Origin of the sequence: Acinetobacter guillouiae CIP 63.46 (assembly GCF_000368145.1) — a bacterium.
In the GTDB taxonomy this organism is placed as follows: Bacteria; Pseudomonadota; Gammaproteobacteria; order Pseudomonadales; family Moraxellaceae; genus Acinetobacter; species Acinetobacter guillouiae.
The window spans coordinates 65,770-86,981 of record NZ_KB849284.1 but is presented as its reverse complement, the minus strand read 5'-3'; the positions used below and the strand labels follow the sequence as shown (position 1 = coordinate 86,981).

20 protein-coding genes and 1 tRNA gene are annotated in these 21,212 nt (G+C 39.0%); 16 read left to right on the top strand and 5 right to left on the bottom strand.

Features of this window, described 5'->3' with window-relative positions; genetic code table 11:
* Window positions 1–382: 382 nt before the first annotated feature.
* Genes F981_RS16390 through F981_RS16380 form a run of 3 tightly spaced genes read left to right on the top strand, consistent with a single transcriptional unit; the run spans window position 383 to window position 5,333 of the window.
* Entirely contained in the window at window positions 383–1,948 is a 1,566-nt protein-coding gene (locus F981_RS16390) for a TolC family protein (protein WP_004723490.1), read from the top strand.
* Window positions 1,945–4,080 carry a type I secretion system permease/ATPase gene (locus F981_RS16385; protein WP_004723489.1) on the top strand — a complete coding sequence of 712 codons (2,136 nt, stop codon included), beginning with the start codon at window positions 1,945–1,947 and terminating at the stop codon, window positions 4,078–4,080. The genes F981_RS16390 and F981_RS16385 overlap by 4 nt, the downstream gene beginning before the upstream one ends.
* Entirely contained in the window at window positions 4,077–5,333 is a 1,257-nt protein-coding gene (locus tag F981_RS16380; protein WP_004723488.1) for an HlyD family type I secretion periplasmic adaptor subunit, read from the top strand. Before F981_RS16385 ends, F981_RS16380 begins: the two co-directional genes overlap by 4 nt.
* A gap of 183 nt (window positions 5,334–5,516) precedes the next feature.
* Here F981_RS16380 and F981_RS16375 read toward each other — a convergent pair.
* Window positions 5,517–5,592 (bottom strand) — tRNA-Gly (locus F981_RS16375).
* A gap of 217 nt (window positions 5,593–5,809) precedes the next feature.
* Between F981_RS16375 and F981_RS16370 the strand changes: the two genes are divergently transcribed.
* The 4 genes from F981_RS16370 (at window position 5,810) to F981_RS16355 (ending at window position 7,878) form a co-directional block, all read left to right on the top strand.
* The gene (locus tag F981_RS16370) at window positions 5,810–6,118 is read left to right on the top strand and encodes a BolA family protein (RefSeq protein ID WP_004723487.1); all 309 of its coding nucleotides are present in this window, start codon (window positions 5,810–5,812) and stop codon (window positions 6,116–6,118) included.
* Between the two features lie 18 nt (window positions 6,119–6,136).
* A complete protein-coding gene (locus F981_RS16365; protein WP_004723485.1) occupies window positions 6,137–6,529 on the top strand; it encodes a SirB2 family protein in 393 nt (130 codons plus the stop codon).
* A gap of 85 nt (window positions 6,530–6,614) precedes the next feature.
* Window positions 6,615–7,451 (top strand): ParA family protein, encoded by an 837-nt coding sequence (locus tag F981_RS16360; RefSeq protein WP_004723483.1) that lies wholly within the window; start codon window positions 6,615–6,617, stop codon window positions 7,449–7,451.
* 13 nt (window positions 7,452–7,464) lie between these two features.
* Window positions 7,465–7,878 (top strand): hypothetical protein, encoded by a 414-nt coding sequence (locus tag F981_RS16355; RefSeq protein ID WP_004723482.1) that lies wholly within the window; start codon window positions 7,465–7,467, stop codon window positions 7,876–7,878.
* Window positions 7,879–7,945: 67 nt separating this feature from the next.
* On the opposite strand, the gene F981_RS16350 is transcribed toward F981_RS16355, so the two are convergent.
* Window positions 7,946–8,596 (bottom strand): DedA family protein, encoded by a 651-nt coding sequence (locus F981_RS16350; RefSeq protein ID WP_004723481.1) that lies wholly within the window; start codon window positions 8,594–8,596, stop codon window positions 7,946–7,948.
* A gap of 196 nt (window positions 8,597–8,792) precedes the next feature.
* On the opposite strand from F981_RS16350, the gene F981_RS16345 reads away from it, so the two are divergent.
* The 4 genes from F981_RS16345 to F981_RS16330 all read left to right on the top strand — a co-directional run bounded on the left by F981_RS16345 (window position 8,793) and on the right by F981_RS16330 (window position 12,725).
* Entirely contained in the window at window positions 8,793–9,209 is a 417-nt protein-coding gene (locus F981_RS16345; protein ID WP_004723480.1) for a DoxX family protein, read from the top strand.
* A gap of 124 nt (window positions 9,210–9,333) precedes the next feature.
* Entirely contained in the window at window positions 9,334–9,960 is a 627-nt protein-coding gene (locus F981_RS16340) for a hypothetical protein (protein ID WP_004723479.1), read from the top strand.
* Between the two features lie 120 nt (window positions 9,961–10,080).
* A complete protein-coding gene (gene guaA / locus F981_RS16335; protein WP_004723478.1) occupies window positions 10,081–11,649 on the top strand; it encodes a glutamine-hydrolyzing GMP synthase in 1,569 nt (522 codons plus the stop codon).
* 155 nt (window positions 11,650–11,804) lie between these two features.
* Window positions 11,805–12,725 carry a restriction endonuclease gene (locus F981_RS16330; RefSeq protein WP_004723477.1) on the top strand — a complete coding sequence of 307 codons (921 nt, stop codon included), beginning with the start codon at window positions 11,805–11,807 and terminating at the stop codon, window positions 12,723–12,725.
* Window positions 12,726–12,871: 146 nt separating this feature from the next.
* Here the strand turns inward: F981_RS16330 and F981_RS16325 are convergent, their stop codons facing one another.
* On the bottom strand, window positions 12,872–13,639 hold the full coding sequence (locus F981_RS16325) for a putative porin (RefSeq protein WP_004723476.1): 768 nt from the start codon (window positions 13,637–13,639) through the stop codon (window positions 12,872–12,874).
* Between the two features lie 484 nt (window positions 13,640–14,123).
* On the opposite strand from F981_RS16325, the gene prfB reads away from it, so the two are divergent.
* The 5 genes from prfB to F981_RS16300 all read left to right on the top strand — a co-directional run bounded on the left by prfB (window position 14,124) and on the right by F981_RS16300 (window position 19,161).
* Window positions 14,124–15,219 (top strand): peptide chain release factor 2 gene (prfB, locus tag F981_RS16320; RefSeq protein WP_151027092.1). Its coding sequence is split into 2 segments (ribosomal slippage): window positions 14,124–14,195 and window positions 14,197–15,219, totalling 1,095 coding nucleotides; the frame shifts between segments, so codons are not numbered across the junction.
* Window positions 15,220–15,359: 140 nt separating this feature from the next.
* The gene (locus F981_RS16315) at window positions 15,360–15,659 is read left to right on the top strand and encodes an ArsR/SmtB family transcription factor (protein ID WP_016539735.1); all 300 of its coding nucleotides are present in this window, start codon (window positions 15,360–15,362) and stop codon (window positions 15,657–15,659) included.
* Between the two features lie 38 nt (window positions 15,660–15,697).
* On the top strand, window positions 15,698–16,756 hold the full coding sequence (locus F981_RS16310) for an alkene reductase (RefSeq protein ID WP_004723473.1): 1,059 nt from the start codon (window positions 15,698–15,700) through the stop codon (window positions 16,754–16,756).
* Between the two features lie 350 nt (window positions 16,757–17,106).
* The gene (locus F981_RS16305; RefSeq protein ID WP_004723472.1) at window positions 17,107–18,387 is read left to right on the top strand and encodes a 3-deoxy-D-manno-octulosonic acid transferase; all 1,281 of its coding nucleotides are present in this window, start codon (window positions 17,107–17,109) and stop codon (window positions 18,385–18,387) included.
* Window positions 18,388–18,447: 60 nt separating this feature from the next.
* Entirely contained in the window at window positions 18,448–19,161 is a 714-nt protein-coding gene (locus F981_RS16300) for a 16S rRNA (uracil(1498)-N(3))-methyltransferase (protein ID WP_004723471.1), read from the top strand.
* On the opposite strand, the gene F981_RS16295 is transcribed toward F981_RS16300, so the two are convergent.
* Window positions 19,144–20,127, bottom strand: coding sequence for a mechanosensitive ion channel family protein (locus F981_RS16295; protein ID WP_373868811.1), 984 nt, complete (start codon window positions 20,125–20,127; stop codon window positions 19,144–19,146). The two genes, F981_RS16300 and F981_RS16295, sit on opposite strands and share 18 nt — an antisense overlap.
* Before the next feature lie 458 nt (window positions 20,128–20,585).
* Window positions 20,586–21,167, bottom strand: a complete 582-nt coding sequence (locus tag F981_RS16290) for a DUF805 domain-containing protein (RefSeq protein WP_004723467.1) — start codon at window positions 21,165–21,167, stop codon at window positions 20,586–20,588.
* Between the last annotated feature and the right edge of the window lie 45 nt (window positions 21,168–21,212).

The window sequence follows — 21,212 nt, the reverse complement described above, 5'->3', positions numbered from 1 at the left end:
GAAACATCATTTTAACCTTAAAGTGTATAAGAAATTATATTGGAAGATGTAAATTTAGTTTGAAGTACACAATTGACTACGTTTCTCTTGCATCAAGCTTATTTTTTAATAATGTATTGGATCATCAATGATAATTTGCACATTGTGGATTTACAGCTTTTGAGATGATCTATGTGAAATTTTATAATTCATGTGATAATAGTCACATTTTTTCGCTGTTAGTATTTGAATTTAAAATATTTTATTAAAGAAATTTAACTTTAAAAAGTAAAAATAAGCATTTGATTAGATTTTATAATGTTTAGAATAGAAATGAGGTAGGGAAATAATTCAAAATAATTCAATACCGATAATTAAAAGCTTTTCTAGGTGCCATTCGCGAATGTTAATAGCAAAAAAGCCCACTATATTGTTAAAAAGTTTGAGTGCTGTGAGTTTATTGGTTCTATTGCAGAACAATGGTTATACACAAGAAACAAGCTACTTAAAAAATATCAAAGAAGGTGTGACAGGGTTTATAAAACCCAAGGATGATCAGTCATTTAGAACCGTCCAACTCAAGGATTTGACCGATTTTAAATATCAACCCGATGCACATATAGGCAATCAGAATCAACTCCCTGTTGTAAAGCCATATACTGGACAAAAGGCTTCGCTCAATAATTTATATTTAGAACAAGCGCAAACACAAACAACCCATGCGTATTCAAGCCAAGGGAAAATCTTAAGTCTTGAAGATGCGATTCAGATTGCAGTAAAAAGAAACCCCAATATTGCTCAAACAATTTCAACATTAGCAGGACAAAATGCCAATATTGACGTGGCAAAAGCGCAATATTATCCACAGTTAAAAGCGGGTATGAATACAGGTGATTTTACCTCCAATGATAAAGGTCGCCAATTGTATTCAGTTGAAGCCAACCAACTGCTTTATGACTTTGGTAAAGTAAAATCCAGTGTCACCACACAACAAAATAAATTGGCAGTTGAGCAAGCCAATGTATTAATCAGTATTGATGATATCTCGACTCAAACCGCACGAGATATTTTATCCTTACTGCGCTATCGCAATATTATCAAAATAGCGCAAGATCAATTTAATGGGGTTAGTCGTTTACATGAGATTGCACGCTTAAGAGCAGACGCAGGAATTAGTAGCAATGCCGATCCTGTGCAAGCACAAAGCTATGTTGAGTATGCACGTTCCTACTTAATTACTCAGCAAAATTTTTTAAAACAACAAGAACAAAAATTACGCACATTATTGGGTTTTGATGTGAGTCAAATGGATTTTAATATTCCTGATGAGTTTGTAAAACAATCAGGTCTTTATGATGATCCTGAAATGAATACCATTCCCACGATGATCGCAGCAAAAGCAGAAATTGATGTTGCACAGAGTCAGAAAAAACAAACCCAATTGAGTGCTTATCCGACAATTTCATTGGTGGGATCAGTCAGTAAAGCATTGAATGGTCAAAATCCAAATACCGGTTTAGAAAATGATACCGATGGTTCTGTCGGCGTGCAGATGTCCAGTAATTTTTATCAAGGTGGTGCACTGGGATCTCAAGTCAAAGCTGCAAATTTTGCTGAACAGGCTGCACGGGCAAAGTTGAATGCAACTTACCTGAATATTATGGATCAAACACAAATTGCACGAGAAAGTATTGAAAACACGGATAAGCAAATTTGGGTTCTATTGGATCGGGAACGCTCAACAGCAAAAACCCGTGAGCTGTATGAAGAACAATATAAATTAGGTAAGCGTTCGATCTTAGATTTATTAAGTTCAGAACAGTCCTATCAAAGTTCAAGAATAGAAAGGGAAGCAGCACGCTTTGATATCTATGACACGATCGCGGTGTATATCAAGGTAACCGGTAAAAGTAGAAATGCTTACCATTTAAATAACATTCAAATTCAGGGGTTTGAAGTTCAACCATGAATACAAAAACATTAAATTATCAACCCTGGTTACAAGCGATCATTACGGTTGCGCAGCATTATCGGATGCAACCTGCTGAAGAACAAATTCGTCTGCAACTGGATTGGAATAAATACACAAATATTGACGACATGTTGTCCATTATTACCCGTCAAGTGGGTTTGAATGTTCGCAAAGCAGACTTTAGCACGGATGTACTGAATCCATGGCGATTGCCTGTTGTTGTTGAATTTAATAATGGTCAAGTTGCGGTTATCGAGAAAGTCGACAATGAGGGTAATGCAAGCTTACAGTTAAGTGGTGATCAAGGCCTTTCACAAACTTTTAATTTGCATGAACTTCAGGCCAATGCCAGTCGCGTTTATATTTTTCGACCAGAAACTTCGATTCCCGATGCACGTGTTGATGAATATATCAAACCTTATGAAAAAAGCTGGTTCTGGGACATCGTTTTAAAAGATTGGAAACGTTATACCGATATCATGGTTGCTTCAATGATTGCCAATATTCTGGCATTGGCGACCATTATTTTCTCTATGCAAGTCTATGACCGAGTTGTGCCTTCTCAGTCTATTCCAACCTTGTGGGTGCTTGCGGGTGGGGTATTGATTGCAGCTGTTTTTGAGTTTGTGTTGCGCATTGCACGGGTTTATTTGTCAGACATTATTGGTAAACGTGCAGATCTCAAGATTTCAGACCGCGTCTTTGGTCATGCACTGCGTATCCGTAATAAAGATCGCGCCCGTTCAACAGGTTCGTTTATCTCACAGATTCGTGAACTTGAAGGTGTTCGTGAATTGGTGACGTCAACAACGATCAGTGCAATTGCAGACTTACCGTTTTTCTTCCTGTTTTTAGCGATCTTTTGGATTATCGGGGGCAACATCTTTTGGGTGATGTTACTGGTTGTGCCATTGATGATTATTCCTGGCTTCTTGGTGCAGAAAAAGTTGGCTCAGTTGGCCACTGAAGGGATGCGAGAGTCTGCGATTCGCAACGCGATTTTGGTCGAAGCGGTTCAAGGTATTGAGGATATCAAGTTATTACGTGCTGAAGCCAGATTTCAAAATCAATGGAATCACATGAATGAAGTATCTGCCGATGTCAGTATGCGGCAACGTAAAATTGTGGGTTGGTTAAATGCTTGGACACAAAAAATTCAAGGACTGACTTATGCAATTGTGGTTTTAGTAGGTTGTTTTGCGGTGATGAAAGGCGATATGACCACGGGGGCATTAGTGGCGTGTTCGATTTTATCTTCACGTATGCTTGCACCGATTTCACAAGTTACAGGTGTACTCGGTCGTTGGCAGCAAGCCAAAGTGGCTAAAAATGGTTTAGATGAGCTGATGCAAAAGCCAGTAGACCGTCCTGATCGGGCACAATTGATTCAACGTAAAGTCCTTTCAGGTGATTATGATTTTAAAGGTGTGGTATTTAAATATACTGAAGATGATCCACGCCCAACTTTAGTCATTCCACAGTTAAAAATCCATGCAGGTGAAAAAGTTGCAATTCTTGGGCGTAATGGGGCAGGGAAATCTAGCTTATTACAATTACTTTCAGGAATGCAATTGCCGGTACAAGGCAAGATCAGTTTGGATGGTGTCGATCAATCTTTGCTTGATCCTGATGATATTCGTCGTGATATGGCATTACTAAATCAAAATGCGCATCTGTTTTTTGGGACCATCCGTGAAAATTTAACTTTGGGTGCACCATTGGCAAGCAATGATGAAATTATCCGTGCATTACAAATCACCAATGCTTTAGAAATCGTGGAACAAAAAAAGGAAGGTCTGGATCATCTTATTCTTGAAGGGGGTGTGGGATTCTCTGGAGGGCAGAAACAAGCACTGCTACTCACACGATTATTGCTCAGAAATCCAAATATTGTGTTGTTGGATGAACCGACTGCTTCGATTGATGATGTTTCTGAAAAAGTATTGATACAGCATTTAAAAGAATGGCTAGGTCATCGGACCTTAGTGGTGGCGACACATCGTCCTGCTGTTTTGCAACTTGTTGATCGTATTATCGTTGTGCATGAAGGTAAGATTATCAAAGATGGGCCGCGTGATGCCATTCTAAATCCTGCACAGCAAGCAAATGCAGGAGGGACTTCAACATGAGCCAAGAAAAAAATGACCCAAATATCACAGTTCAAGAAGCAGAATCTGCTCAAGTTGATCATGCATCCAATGTTTTACAGCGACCAACCAATCCTTCTGCGTTAAAGTTTTCAGAACCACCGTTACCCAAATCCACATTTATTATTTGGATTGTTGCCATCGGTCTGCTGGCTTTCTTGATTTGGGCCTGTGTATTCAAGTTGGAAGAAGTTTCTACAGGAACAGGTAAAGTTGTTCCTTCATCCAAAGAACAGACGATTCAATCTTTAGATGGTGGTGTGTTGACCAGCTTGGATGTTAAAGAGGGAGATATTATTCAAAAGGGGCAGACGCTTGCGCAAATTGACCCTACTCGATTCGAGTCACAAGTCGGTGAAAGCCAAATGAAATTACTTGCGACACTGGCTACGGCAGCACGTTTAGAGGCTGAGGTGAATGGTACCGCGATCAAGTTTCCAAAACAGGTTTTGGCCGTTCCTGCTTTGGTGAGAGAGGAAAGTGCATTATATACTTCGCGTCGCGCAAATTTGGATGAGTCGATTACTGGTTTAAAGCACGCATTGTCTTTGGTTCAAAATGAATTGCAAATGACACAACCTTTGGTGGCGAAAGGTGCTGCTTCTGAGGTTGAAGTCCTACGTTTAAAACGAGATATCAATAATTTTGAAAATCAAATTAACGACAAGCGGAATGACTATTATGTAAAGTCACGTGAAGAATTGGCACGAGCCAATGCCGATATTCAATCATTACAGCAAGTTGTTGCTGGTCGTAATGATTCGGTGAAACGCTCTACTTTTAAAGCACCTGTACGTGGTGTGGTAAAAGAAATTGCGGTGACAACCATTGGTGGGGTTATTCCACAAAATGGTAAATTGATGACCATTGTACCGATTGATGAGCAGTTATTGATTGAAGCGCGTATTTCGCCACGAGATATTGCGTTTATTCATCCGGGCCAACCTGCATTGGTAAAAATCACAGCATATGATTATTCAATTTATGGTGGCTTAGAAGGGAAAGTAACGGTGATTTCTCCTGATACCATCCGTGATGAAGTTAAACAAGATCAGTTCTACTATCGAGTCTATATTCGGACCGATAAAGATAAATTGACCAATAAGGCGGGAAAATCTTTCTCAATAACACCAGGTATGGTGGCAACGGTAGATATTCGTACAGGTCAAAAAACAATTATTGAATACTTGTTGAAACCGTTTAATAAAGCCAAAGAAGCGTTAAGAGAGCGATAATTGCATCATATGATGATTATTTTAAAAACCAATCTTCGGATTGGTTTTTTTGTGCTTTTACAGTTTTGTGATCAACATGCTGATTGAGTGAATACAGAATAAAGTGTGTAAGTATATGCTGATGATTTATAAACCAATAATGCAAAAAAAAGCCCCAATCTTTCGATCAGGGCTTTTTAAATTTGGAGCGGGAAAGGAGACTCGAACTCCCGACCCCAACCTTGGCAAGGTTATGCTCTACCAACTGAGCTATTCCCGCATGCGGTGTATAATACATCAACAGATGGTAGGGTCAAGATTTTTCTGCAAAGGAAAACACTAATTGCATAAAATAAAGACATTTTTATGAAAAAACTTCAAAATTTAATTTAAAAAAATCAAATCGAACAGCAAAAGCTTTGCTGAACACACAGCGATGCTCAAAGAATCCGCTATACTATGTCATTCACCCATTGATCGATCTCTAAGGAATCAGCATGAGTTTAGAACAACAATTGATTGAAAGTTTAAATCAACTTGAGCCATCACATTTAGAAGTGATCAATGAGTCTGCTGGTCATGGCGGGTATTTTCCTGGAAAAGAGTCGCATTTTAAAGTGATCATTGTCAGTGAACAATTTGCAGGGTTACGTTTGGTACAACGCCACCAAAAAGTGTACGCAGAAGCCAAAGCCTTACTCAGCCCTGGAAAAATTCATGCCTTAGCGATCCATGCTTATCTTCCAAGTGAGTGGCAAGGTCAAGCCCCAGCAAGTCCAGACTGCGCTCATGCACCTAAAGTATAAAGTGCAGAGTTAATTAAAATGGATACACATTTACTGATTAAAATCATTCACATGACCAGTGTTGGGTTATTAATTCTGGTTTTTGTTTTACGCGCTTCAACATTATTTATTGGAACACACAACCAGCAGCCGAATCCTAAAGGGCGGGTGGCTTTTGTTGCCTTGCAACATCTTTCCCTCACGGTGGTTATATTTACAGGGCTAACTTTATTGATTATGAATGAGTTTAAAGTGCAGCCTTGGTTCTATGCGAAAATTATTTTGTTTATGGTTTTCCTTTCCTCACAAATAAAAGCCTATAAAAAGGATGATACCGTTCTTTTAACACAACGTAGAGCAGGTTTAGTGATTGGCGGAATTGCTTTGCTTGCAACTTTAGTTTTGGTGGTGCTTAAACCAGTTTTTAGTTGATTGTTAGACATGAATTTCACACTTGTATAGCGTCTAGGTTAAACTAGATACAAGTTTAAAAATAATGATAGCTTAGGGAACTTGTATGCTAACTCGTGTGGTATTTAACCAAAAAGGCGGTGTAGGAAAATCAAGTATTACGGTGAATCTTGCTGCGATTAGTGCGTATCAAGGTTTTAAAACATTGGTGATTGATTTAGATCCTCAAGCAAACTCTAGCCAATATCTTTTGGGTGATGACGCCACCTATTCTGCTGAAAAAACTGCATTAGAGCCGAATATTGAAAACTTTTTTAATGACGTACTTGGGAATCATCAACAAAAAGGATTGATTGGCAATGCTATTGGTAGCCTTTTAAAAACAAAAAATAAAGGTTTTGAGCAATATATTCATCGTTCACCGTTTAAAGATTTGGATGTATTACCCGCCAGCCCGAGCTTAGGCGAGTTAGAACATGCATTAGAATCAAAGCATAAAATTTATAAGTTACGTGATGCGATTCAGACCTTAACCAGTCAATATGAGCGTATTTATATTGATACACCGCCAGCATTTAACTTTTTTACCTTATCGGCATTGATCTCAGCGGATCGTGTTCTGATTCCGTTTGATTGTGATGTGTTTTCAAAACGCGCATTACAGACGCTTATTCAAAATGTCATTGAAACTCAAGATGATCATAATGATCGACTTGAAATCGAAGGTATTGTGGTCAATCAATATCAAGCTCAGGCAAAATTACCGCGTGAAGTGGTACAACAGCTTAAAGATGAAGGTTTACCAGTTTTAGAAAATATGTTGCCACCTTCTGTATTAATGAAAGAATCGCATCATAAAAATCTGCCATTAATTCATTTGGCTACAGATCATAAATTGACTCAAGCCTATCAATCATTGTTCAATGAGATTGATAAAAAATAATTTCGAGATCGTGATGAAATCATTGAAAATGACTTCTGTTAAATTATCAGTCGTTGCCTTAATGGCGCTTGTCGTATCTGCTTGTACGACGACGGTTAAACCCACTTATGTATCGCCTACCCAGTATCAGGCGATGAACTGTTTGCAATTGACGACAGAATTTAATCGTATTCAGCAATACATTAATAATGGCGTACAACCTGCGAAACGTACAGGCGTGGGTGTTGGATTAGGTGTTGGTGGTGGTTGGGGCAGCGGTGGCTGGGGTTGGGGGATTGGTCCAAGTATTTCTGTAAACTTAGGGCAATCTTCAAATACCAAAAATACTGAGCTTTCCCGATTGTATGGTGAGCAAGATGCCTTGTCTCAGGCGGCTCAATTTAAGAACTGCCCTTACGTCCCTAAACGTCAGGAAGTTAAAAAATAACGGATTTTACCCCCATAAAAAAGCCGATTTTAGAAATCGGCTTTTTTATCAGCTTTAAATATGCTGTTTATTGACGGTTTGGCATTTTATTTTTATTAAAAAATTTATGACGTATATAACCAATCACACCAGGTAACACGCTGAGAATAATGATACCGAAAACCAAATGGGTGAAATTATCTTTCACAATTGGCATATTCCCGAATAAATAACCCAAGGTAATAAACGAGCCAACCCAGCAAATTGCACCGACTGCATTATAGGTTAAGAAATATTTATAATTCATGTTTCCTGCACCCGCAACAAAGGGTGCAAAAGTACGGGCAAAAGGGATAAAACGGGCAAAAATAATGGTTTTTCCACCATGCTTTTCAAAAAACTGTGATGTTTTCAGCAAGTGTTGTTTGTTGATAAATTTAGAATCAATTTCAAAAACACGCGGTCCGACATATTTCCCGATATGATAATTGAGGGTATCGCCGAGCACTGCTGCAATAAATAGCAGAGTGATTAAAACCACAGGATCCATTGCACCCGTCGAAGCAGCTAAAGCGCCAGCAGCAAAAAGTAAGCTATCCCCGGGCAGGAATGGCATTACCACGAGACCTGTTTCAACAAAAATAATCAGGAATAAAATTCCATACACCCAGATACCATAATTTCTAATAAATTCAAACAGGTGTTCGTCTACGTGCAAAATAAAGTCAATCAGATCCATAAGGCAGAAACTATGCGAATTGGTGCACAAATCCTAGCAGTGTGAGTTGTGAAAGTCAGTATTAAAAAGTAATTTTTTAAAACTTATTATTGTTCTTAATTTGCAACGATGAGTTTAGTTTTTAAGTATTTAACTTGAAATGTTTAGTGATTAATATGTATACATCTTCAGAACGAAATACAAATTAGGTCAGACCATGTTTAATCCAAATGTTGTTGTTAAAAATATTGTGAATCAACCCACCGCCAATGCGAGCATAGCATTGATTGCACGTATTCTTATGGCATATATTTTTCTTGTTGCAGGTTGGGGAAAAATCACAGCTTACAGTGCAACTGTCGGTTATATGGAATCAATGGGTGTACCAGGTGCCATGTTACCTTTAACCATTCTGGTTGAGTTCGGTGGTGGTTTGGCATTGTTATTTGGTTTTCAGGCACGCTTTGCAGCATTTGGTTTGGGCGTATTTAGTTTGATTACTGCATTCCTATTTCATGGTGGTGAAGCAGATGCAATTAACTTTATGAAAAACTTCGCAATGGCAGGTGGTTTGTTTTTCTTGATGTTGCATGGTGCTGGGAAATTGAGTCTTGATCATCTAATAGAAAAATAATTTAAACATAAATAAAGTTTTGAAAAGCCAGATCTGTATCTGGCTTTTGTGTGTGTTCATTTAGCACTATTCAAATGGATCAATTGGTTTATGCTATCTAAAAATATTCAATTCAGTTTTAACAATGAAAAAAGAAATTCTAGACAGAATAAAAGCACTGGGCGGTAATGTTGATCAAGTCAAAGGTGTGTCATGGGTTGATGACCTGTGCGCTATCACCTTTAATACCGTTTTATATGAACGGCCTCAGGATACACCTTGGGCGGCAGCCGATGATCAAGAACCAATTTATGGTTTGGGTGATTATATTGATCAACATCAAGCCGAGCTAGATCTAAATCCAGATGGATTTTTTAATCAACTGATTCAAGAGTATTATCAGTTAACAGAAGAAGGGCGCGGACAAACCTTTTGGCAAGCTGTGCGCTTTACTCCATATCAAGCAGATACAGCTGATTTTGATGAATGGAACCGTGATTTTTTAGAGGATGATATTGATCTCAAAGCAGTGATTCAGCTGACCCAAAATCCAAAACCTGATTTTCTACAATTGTTTTATCGTTATAGCTTTCCTGATCGATACTATATCTGCTTGTCTGATCCAGACCCTGAAAATCCAACATTATTTGGTACAGATCATGAGGTGTTTTTTACAGAAGTGACCCATGAAGGTTCTTTAGAAGATTTTTTTAATCGTTGTATGACCCCCAGTGAACTGATTAGCATCATTAAAGCCAAAATGAACCTATAAGCTGATTATTTAAAATGATTTTTTAGAAAGCTAAGGAACTTGATTGAATGGAGTGCGTACGGCTTATAAAAATGATAGAATATGGCGCTTATATTCGTTTGCCTGCATAGTTGTTGACTCATGACTACCAATACTCAAATTACTGAAGATCGTATCCTTATCTTGGATTTCGGTTCTCAATATAGCCAGCTTATTGCACGCCGTGTACGTGAAGCTGGTGTATATTCTGAAATGTATGCTTTTGATATGTCTGAAGAAGACATTCGCGCGTTTAATCCGAACGGTATCATCTTGTCTGGTGGTCCTGAAAGTGTGCATGAGGAAGGTAGTCCACGTGCGCCAGAAGTTGTGTTCAACTTGGGTGTACCTGTATTGGGGATCTGCTATGGTCTGCAAACCATGTCAGAACAACTTGGCGGTAAAGTAGAGCCAGGTACTGTACATGAATTTGGTTATGCAGCAGTTGACGTTTTAGTACGTGATCAATTGCTTGGTGATTTAAATGATGGCGATGACAAACTCAATGTTTGGATGAGCCACGGTGACAAAGTTTCTGCGATTCCCGCAGGCTTTAAAGTGACTGCAAGCACACCAAGCTGCCCATTTGCTGCAGTGAGTGATGAAACGCGCCGTTTCTACGGAGTGCAATTCCACCCAGAAGTGACACATACTGCCAAAGGCGCAGAGTTACTGTCTAACTTCGTTCACAGCATTTGTGGTTGTCGTAATCTTTGGAATTCTGAAAACATTATTGATTTACGTGTTGAACAATTACGTGAACAAATTGGTGATCAAAAAGTTCTTTTAGGTCTTTCAGGTGGTGTTGACTCATCTGTAGTTGCAGCATTGTTGCATAAAGCAATCGGTGACCAACTGACCTGTGTATTTGTAGACAATGGCTTACTTCGTTTAAACGAAGGCGAGCAAGTGATGGACATGTTTGCGAAAAACATGGGGATCCGTGTGATTCGTGCTGATGCAGAAGATCGTTTCTTATCTGCACTTGCAGGCGAAGTTGATCCTGAGAAAAAACGTAAAATCATTGGTCGTGAGTTCATCGAAGTTTTTGCTGAAGAAGCGCGTAAGCTTGATGGCGTAAACTTCCTTGCGCAAGGTACGATTTACCCTGACGTGATTGAGTCTGCTGCAACTAAAAATGGTAAAGCGCATGTGATTAAATCACACCATAACGTGGGTGGTTTACCTGAAGATTTAGCATTTGAATTGGTTGAACCAATTCGTGACCTATTTAAAGATGAAGTACGTCGTTTAGGTACAACTTTAGGTTTACCACATGAAATGCTTTATCGTCATCCATTCCCAGGTCCAGGTTTGGGCGTGCGTATCTTGGGTGAAGTGAAAAAAGAATATGCTGATATTCTTCGTCTTGCTGATGACATCTTTATGCAAGAGCTTCGTGCAAGTGGTTGGTATGACAAAACTGCCCAAGCATTTGCAGTATTCCAACCGGTAAAATCAGTGGGTGTCGTGGGTGATGGTCGTCGTTATGCGTGGGTCATTGCACTTCGTGCTGTGGAAACGGTTGACTTTATGACAGCTCGTTTTGCGCACTTACCGTATGAGTTGGTTGATAAGATCTCAACACGTATCATGAATGAAATTAAAGATGTTTCTCGTGTGGTGTATGACGTTTCTTCTAAACCACCAGCAACAATTGAATGGGAGTAATTCAGGGATTTCAAGAAGCGAAGCTTCTTGCCTGAATTACGCCAAGGGCTATGCCCGCGGTAGAATTCGATACATTACTTTTAAAAAGAGCGCTTAGGCGCTCTTTTTCTTTTATACTTGAATTATTTAAAGCAAAAAATATTAAGAGAAATAGAATGTCTTTGCCTAATCATCAGGAATTAATGCTACCACTATTGAAACTCCTCAATACGCAAGGGCAAGCGATCCAAATTAGTCAAGTTGGTAAATTGTTGGCAGAACAATCAAATTTGACTACAGATGAATTAAATCAAATGATTCCGAGTGGGAAAAGAACAGTTTTTTATGATCGTGTGGGATGGGCCAAAACATATTTGGTTAAAGCAGGCTTAGTTAATCAGCCTGATTGGGGGATGTGTGAATTATCTGAAGAAGCGAAAAAATTAGATTTAAATATATTAGATAAAATAGATAATAATTTTTTAATGCGTTATGAAAGTTTTCGTGAGTTCAAGGTTCTAACAAAAATAAGGCAGAATAAAGAAAAGATTATTTGTATTGAAGAAAATGATGATATTGAAACACCTGAGGAATCATTACAAAGAATTAATGAAATGCTACTTACCAATTTAAAAGATGATTTATTGAATTTGATTCAGACAAAAAATCCATATTTTTTTGAAAGATTAGTTGTCGATTTACTGGTTGCTATGGGCTATGGCGGCTCACATCAAGATGCGGCCCAAGCCATTGGTAAAACAAGTGACGGCGGGATTGATGGAATTATTAGTGAAGATCGTTTAGGTCTAGATAAAATTTATATTCAAGCCAAACGTTGGAAAAACACTGTTGGACGACCAGATATTCAACAATTTAAAGGCGCTTTAGCAGATCAAGTCGCTAAAAAAGGGGTGTTTATTACAACCTCAAATTTTAGTAAGGAGGCTGTTGAATCTGCAAAGAAATCGGGAATTGTTTTAATTGATGGAGATAAATTGACTTCTTTAATGATTGAATTTGGTTTAGGTGTTCAGGTTGAAAGAAGCTTTAATATTTATAAGATAGATCAAGATCGGTTTGATGAAGACAATTTTTAGAAGTGTTTAAAAGAATTTTAATATTCTGACATTTACTACAAATTTAATAAAACGTATTTAATTAATGATGCATACACATATAAAAAAGCCAGTCAATTGACTGGCTTTTGTTGCTCTAAAAGAGCGATTGCTAAATAGATTTAAACTTAGAAACGGTATCCAGCACGAACACCGTAAGTGTTGTAGTCATCACCAAAACCTACACGACCTTCTAAGCTAACGTTTTGATTAAAGAATTTCTTCGCAGAAATACCCCATTCATCACGATCAGTTAAATCATTGTTGTAGTAGTCAGCACCTACACTTAAGGTCTTATCTAAATACAAGTCACCACGTACTTTGTACTCATCCAAGTCACCGAATGCACCAAAAGCTTCAAAGTTAGCGTCATATTGACCTACTTTAGTTACATATTTAGCACGTACAGTTGGGTCTGCGCCATCATCACCATTTTTAACATCATAACCTGTCACACCAAGTGCAAGTAACAAACCAGGAGCTGGTAAATAACCGACTTCAGCGCCATAAGTCGTTACTTTATTGTCGATGTTGGTGTTATCAACTTCAAGTTCATCACGACCTACACGACCACTTACATAGAAGTCTGAGTTAGGTACATAGTATTCAAGACCCGCACCATATTGGCTGTCTTTTACACCATCATTTTTAGCATAATTTACATTGGCTTTTACATTACTTGCGCGATCTAAGAACGCAGCCTCATTAAGCGGTGAATTACGAGTTTGTACTGGTTTGAAATAATAAGTACCATCTACACCAAAGCTATGAGTTGCATCAAAATTATCTGGATCATTATATGTATATGAACCACCAACTTCGGCTTGGTAAGCATGTGCAGTGCCAGTTAAAGCGGCTACGGAAAAGATTGCAGATGCGATTGCTAATTTTTTCATGGAATTCGCCCCTATGAAGAATTGATTGATTTATACATGTTTAGTTACAATTTTGAGTCTAGGGCAAATATAAAAATCGTCAACCATGCTATGGTAACCGGAATGTAATATTAGTGAGTTTATGTAACAATTTTGATTTAAGTTATTGAAAATAAATGTATAAAACTTATGTGTTATTTTATTAAAATTGTGTAGATAGTGTGGATATTGGTACGCTTTGAGTAAGGGTTGGACATAATTTGTAATAAAAAAGCTTTCAGAAATTAAAATACTCTTAAGTAAATGATCAATTGTAGAATTTATAAACACAAGCTTTGACTACGATAAGACGATCTTTCTGATTGCAAAAAGCAATTCATCTCACTTCTCTTGTTACAGCATGATTGAGCTGTAGATGGATCTATAAAATGCCATATCTCAACTTTTTCCACTCTGTGGTAGAATGCGTGCGAATTAAAAGACGTCAAATGTGAGATTAAAACTCGTGGAAATTAATCCTTATCTAGTTCAGCTAAAAGACTTAAATGACCGTGGTCTAACACTACGGGGGTATCTTTGACTACGATCTAAAGAAAGAGCGTTTAGAAGAGGTTCTCCGCGAGTTAGAAGATCCAGCGATCTGGAATGATCAAAGCCGTGCACAGGCGATGGCAAAAGAAAAAGGCGAGCTTGAAAACGTGATCAACGTTTTAGAAAGCTTGGCGACACAGCTTGATGATGCACAAGCCATGCTTGATCTTGCTGTTGAAGCAGATGATGAAAGCTTATTGGCAGATGTTCAGTCGGAATTGACTGCAGCGGAAGAAGAGTTAGCAAAACTTGAATTCCGTCGTATGTTTAGTAATCCAATGGACCCAAATCCATGTTATGTGGAAATTCAAGCTGGTTCAGGCGGTACTGAAGCACAAGATTGGGCTTCAATGCTGTTACGTATGTATATGCGTTGGATCGAACGTCATGGCTTTAAAGCAGAATTGATGGAAGAATCAGATGGTGATGTTGCAGGGATTAAATCTGCAACAATCCGTGTTGAAGGCGAGTATGCTTATGGTTGGTTACGTACCGAATCTGGCGTACACCGTTTAGTGCGTAAGTCACCATTTGACTCAGGTAATCGCCGTCATACCTCATTCTCGGCAGTATTTGTATCACCTGAAGTGGACGATAATATTGAAATTGATATTAATCCTGCTGACGTGCGTACAGATACATATCGTGCATCTGGTGCAGGTGGTCAGCATATTAACAAAACTGACTCAGCAGTACGTTTGACTCACGCACCAACTGGGATTGTGGTGGCATGTCAGAACCAACGTTCACAACATGCAAACCGTGATCATGCTTGGAAACAATTACGTGCAAAATTGTACGAATTGGAAATGAGTAAACGTAATGAAGCTGCTCAAGCACTTGAAGATTCAAAATCGGATATTGGCTGGGGCAGTCAGATTCGTTCATATGTACTGGATGACTCTCGTATTAAAGATTTGCGTACTGGTGTTGAGAACTCGAACACGGGTGCAGTATTGGATGGCGATCTAGATAAATTTATTGAAGCCAGCTTAAAACAAGGTCTTTAATTTAAATTTTTAACAAAAGCAAAGCTTTATCTGTATTTTTGCAATATATCTAAAAAAATCGATATTAAAATCGAAAAAATGCGATATATTGGATGCAAAGATGCTGAATGGAGCTTTGCTCTGAATTGAATGTGTCTAAGATGGATATTGATTTAATTTCTAAAGCATTAGCGAATCCGACTCGCCGACAGATTTTGGAATGGCTCAAGAAGCCACAACAATATTTGTCGGAAGAGCAGTGCGGTGGCTTTGGTCGTGGTGTGTGTGCAGGGAATATCGAGAAGCTCGGTAAGGTCTCTCAATCTACGATGTCAAATCATTTGTCTGTTTTGCAACAGTCAGGATTAATTCAGGCCGAGAAATATGGTCAATGGTCATATTTCTCGCGTAATGAAGCTTTAATTCAGCAATATATTGATTATCTACAAAACTCGCTTTAAAGCCTGATTTCAATCAGAAAGCGAGTGATGAGGCAAATATGGCTGAACTTAACTCTCCCCTTGTACTTGGCGATTTACATTTAAAAAATCGTGTCGTGATGGCGCCTTTAACCCGTAGCCGTGCTACCGCTGATCGGGTACCCACGGCAATCATGGCTGAGCACTATGCACAGCGTGCCAGTGCAGGTTTAATCATTTCTGAAGCAACAGTGATTTCAGAACAAGCCAATGGTTATTTAAATACACCAGGGCTATTTACCGATGCGCAAGTTGAGGGCTGGAAGTCTGTAACCCAAGCGGTTCATGACCAAGGTGGTTTGATTGTGGCGCAGTTATGGCATGTGGGACGTGTCTCACATCCAGATTTACTCGATGGGGAAACGCCTGTATCTGCAAGTGCAATACAACAAGCAGGACAAGTCAGCTTATTACGTCCAAAACGTGACTATGTTGTGCCACGACCTTTGGAAATCTCTGAAATTCATACCATCACCGAACAGTTTAAACAAGCTGCAATTAAAGCCAAGGCGGCTGGTTTTGATGGCGTTGAATTACATGCTGCCAACGGCTACCTGATTGATCAGTTCTTACAAAGTTCAACCAATCATCGTGAAGATGAATATGGTGGTTCTGTTGAAAACCGTGCGCGTCTTTTACTAGAAGTCATGGATGCTTTAATTGAAGTATGGGGCGCAGGCCGTGTGGGCATACATTTAGCGCCTCGTGGCGATGAGCATGATATGGGGGATGCTGATCCACGTGAAACCTTTGGTTATGTCTTGGAACAATTAGGTAAACGTAAAATTGCGTTCTTCTTTACACGTGAATATTTAGCCGATGACAGTATCAGCGAATATATGAAGCGACGTTCAAACGGTGTGCCATATATTGCTAATATGCGTTTAAGTCGTGAAGATGCCATCAAACTCTTGGCATCAGGTCAAGCAGATGCGGTGTCTTTCGGTAAAGCTTATATTGCCAATCCTGATTTGTATGAACGTTTGATTCAAGACGCACCTTTAAATGAATTGGTGTTTGAAAATATGATTGGTTCACAAACTGCGGAAGGCTATATTGATTATCCTGCTTTGGGATAAAACAAAGACTGTATTTTCTCTGGATGTGAATGGAATACCCATTCACATCCACAACTCAGATAAATTTAACCAGTTTTCTTTTTGTATCGTTGACTCTTACAAGGCATATCTATTGTACATGGCATGGATATCGCCATTGGTTAAGGCGTACAACACTACCTCTTAACCAATAAGCGTTTTTTCATCCCTGTAAAGCCAAGTTTTGCTAGCGTTGTTGCTGGTTGATGGATCAGATTTGCTCTAGCATGAGGTTGACTACCTTGCTGACAACAAATCGTTAAATATTATTCATTAACAACTGAATATGGCTCTGTTATATTTGCCCATTCATCTATATTGAGACATTCTGTTTGGCTACTCCTTTTTGGTATAACACAGCACTTAAAATCGTTAAGCCTTTGTATCAATGGCGTATCAAAAAACGTGCGAAAGATAGCGCAGAATACCAACAAGAATGTCTTGAGCGCTTTGGCCCCTTTCAAGATGTAAAGAATCAGCATGCCATTTGGTTTCATTGTGTTTCAGTCGGAGAAACCAATGCTGCTCAGCCTTTAATCGAACATTATTTAAAAGCAGGTCATGCTGTTTTAGTCACCAATACGACAAAAACAGGCCAAGCACGTGCCAAATCGTTATTCTTAAAAGCACCTTATCAAGCATTATTTCAAGCGGTATATTTGCCTGCCGATCAGCGCTATTTAGTTGCTGATTTTTATCAGAAATACCAACCCAAATTGCTGATTTTGGTTGAAACTGAACTATGGCCAAATCTTATTGACCAAGCTCAACAGTTTAAAGTGCCTTGTATTTTAGTGAATGCACGGCTTTCAGAAAAATCTGCCAAAGGCTATGCCAAAGTTCCAAGCCTAACCCGTCCAATGCTACAGAAATTAGATCAGTTATTGGCGCAAGATGTTGCAACGCAGCAACGCTTTATTGATCTAGGTATACCACAAAATAAAACACAAGTACTTGGAAGTATTAAATTTGATATTTCTGCACCTGAACAATTTATCCATAAAGCACAACAGTTGCAGCAGGACTGGAATTTAGCAAATCGAAAAATCATCACCATCGCCAGTACACACGCACCTGAAGAAGAAAAATTATTTCTCGCATTTAAAACCTATTTAGAACAATATCCAGATTGGTTGTTAATCGTTGTCCCGCGCCATCCTGAACGTTTTGATGAGGTTTTTGCTGCTGCACAAAGTTTAAATTTAACAACACAGCGTCGTAGCTTAGGGCAGGCGATCGAGTCGAATACCCAAGTCTATTTGGCAGACAGCATGGGTGAAATGTGGCTGTGGTATGCATTGAGTCAGGCATGTTTTGTTGGTGGGTCGTTAAATGAACCCGGTGGTGGACATAATATTTTAGAACCTATGGTTTTAGATGTACCCACCGTGATTGGACCGCATTATTTTAATTTTCAAGCCATTGTGGATGAGTTCTTACAGGCAGATGCCTTAAAAGTGGGGCAAACTGTTGATGAGGTGGTTCAGTTATTGGTGCGCTGTTTGGAAGATCAAGCTTTTGCCCAGCAATTAAGCCAGCATGCGATTGATGTTTTAAAGCGTAATCAGGGTTCTTTATACAAACATATTGCAGTGATTGATCAGTATTTATAATTTATACATTGTTGATGAATAAACACCATCAGCTAAAAGTAAAACGAACCAGAATTTTTTATGAACATCGTCCTTCTTGATCCTCGTCAAACACAAGCTGAAACTTGGACAATCAGTTCAAAAAGGCAAGTTGAACATTTGCACACGCATCTTGCCGCTAAAGTCGGAGATACGCTTAAGGTTGGTGTCCAAGGTGCCAGTCGTTATTTAACTGAAATTGTTGATATTTCAGAACATACGATTTTACTTCGACCGATTCAAGAAGAGCCTGTTCCAGCAAAATTGCCCGTAACTTTAATTGTGGCATTACCACGCCCCAAAGTGTTACGCCGCTTAATTATGGATGCGGTGACACTGGGGGTAGAAAAATTAATTTTGATTCATAGTTATCGCGTTGATAAAAGTTATTGGCAAAGCCCTTTTTTACAGCAAGTTGATCATTACATTACCTTGGGATTAGAACAGGCGGGGGATACCATCGCTCCTCAAATTGAACTTTACAAACGCTTTAAACCCTTTGTTGAAGATGTCTTACCTAGCTTCATTACGCCACAAAATCCTGCTTATGTGGCGCATCCATATACTGAACAGAAAATGCCATTTGCTATCGATCATTCATGTACTGTGATTATTGGACCCGAAGGTGGTTTTATACCTTATGAGGTGGATTTACTGATAAAAAACGGCTGCCAAGCAGTGAGCTTAGGCAACCGTATTTTGCGTACTGAAACCGCGATCCCTTATGTATTGGGGCGCTTATTTAGCACGAGCTGATTCGATGTCATCCGCTGATGGATCACCGCGGTAGACTTTGACTTCCTGAACAGGATAAGGAATCGAAATATTATTATCCGCAAAGGCTTCAAGCACACGTTCTTGAATTTCACTGATCGAAGCCGCAGTAACCACTTGCGTGGTATCTACCCACCAACGAACGGTTAAATTGACAGAGAAATCCGCCAAAGCAGAAACATTCACAGTAAAGCCCGGCTGGCTTAAAATACGTTGATCTTTATCAAGCAATTTAAGAATAATGTCTTTGGCTTTCTGTACATCATCTTCATAACCAATCCCAACCACAAACTCACAACGACGGCGTTGGTAAGCGGTATTTACCGTCACGGCACTGGTATACACAGTTGCGTTTGGAATCACGATACGTCGTCCATCAGGGGAACGTAAAAAAGTTGCACGAATTTGAATATCTTCGACAGTACCTTCCATATTGTTGACAATGATGTCATCACCAATCTTGAACGGTTCACCCAAAAGAATCAAAATTCCAGAAAGGAGATTTTGGAAAATATCTTTAAATGCAAAACCAATCGCGACCGAACCAATCCCCAAAGCACTCATCAGTTGAGCAGGAGTAAAGCCAGGAATTGCAATGACCATGGCGATTAAGAAACCAAAAAAGATAATTGCGGTACTGCCGACACGATTCAGTACCAGAACTAAATTTTGGCGAGTATAAGTACGGTTTTCGAGTGTTCTACGGACAAAGAATTTAAAAAGCTTAGACAACAACCAGAAAATAGTGATGACGATCAGCGCAATACATAAATATGGCATACGCTCCCAAAAACCATCAACAAACTTGTCGATGGTTGAGTATGCGTCTTTATATTTTTCAGTATGTTGAATCACTGTTTGTGCAGTTTTTTCGCCTGCAGAATGGATCAATTGAGTCGTGTCTTGCGCAACGGTACTCAATGCATTTGCTTCTTCAGCCACAATCATGTCCAATAAAATAATTGGCATATTTTGCCTGAAATTTCAAAGAAGTTAAGCTTTGATTACAGTTTTTCTTATGACGGACAAATAAAAATAATATTTGTGAATCAATATTCAACTCATGTTAAGGCATCATTAAGGAATGGGGTCTGTAGGCATTTCATAAATGGCTTGCGTTGTAGGTTAAAATTGAGCAGGCAAGGCATGAAACGAAGAGAATAGCGCGACTATTTTCGAGTTTCATAACGAAGGCTGAGATAATTTTAGCCACAACCCTGAGCAAGAACAAAGCACTGCTTTGTTTGCAGCGCAAGGCGCAGCGGGGGACTAGCGTGTTTTTTGCCGCTACGTCGTTACGAACTACTCATTTAGAATGACTAAATTTCGTATTTCGCGCCTAGTATCGCCTAAAAAACACACGTAGTCGCAAACATAGACGAATTGTCAACAGACCCCAATTATCCTTAAAAATATTTAGTCCCTTTTTCAATGATTGTTGTTGGATTTTCAATTTCTCCAGTCCCCAGCATAAATGACACCACACTTATAGAGCTAACTAAGCTGATGATAAAGCCTATTAGCATGAGCCCAGCCATTAATTTTTCAATAAAAGTCGATGGACGTGGGTGACCAAAACGATTGGCGCGATTACAACCACGTGCAAGGAGTAAATACAGCAGTATCAAGAATTGCACAATGGGAATCAGCAATAACAGAATAAACCAACCAGATTTATTACGATCATGCAGCCTGCGAATAATCACAACCATCATTCCATATAAATAAAGACAGCTGAGTACGAGGTAAGTGAACTGTCCTAATCCTGAAATCGAATTTATCGCATGTTGGCTGAATTGCAGTGAATGTAAATTTACAATGCCAAAGACTAGACCGAGGGCAAGCAATGCAATGGTAAAAATGAGATGCAAAAATCCAAACCAAGCAATATAACTCAAACGATTAAAGCGGCCTTGAGTGGAAAGGGGATAATCTACTGGTGATACTTGATGCTTTGAAAAAAAAGTCGACGATTCTTGTATTTGCATGATGATCGCGTCCAGCTGAATGAGTTCGGTAAGGAAATGTTTTTT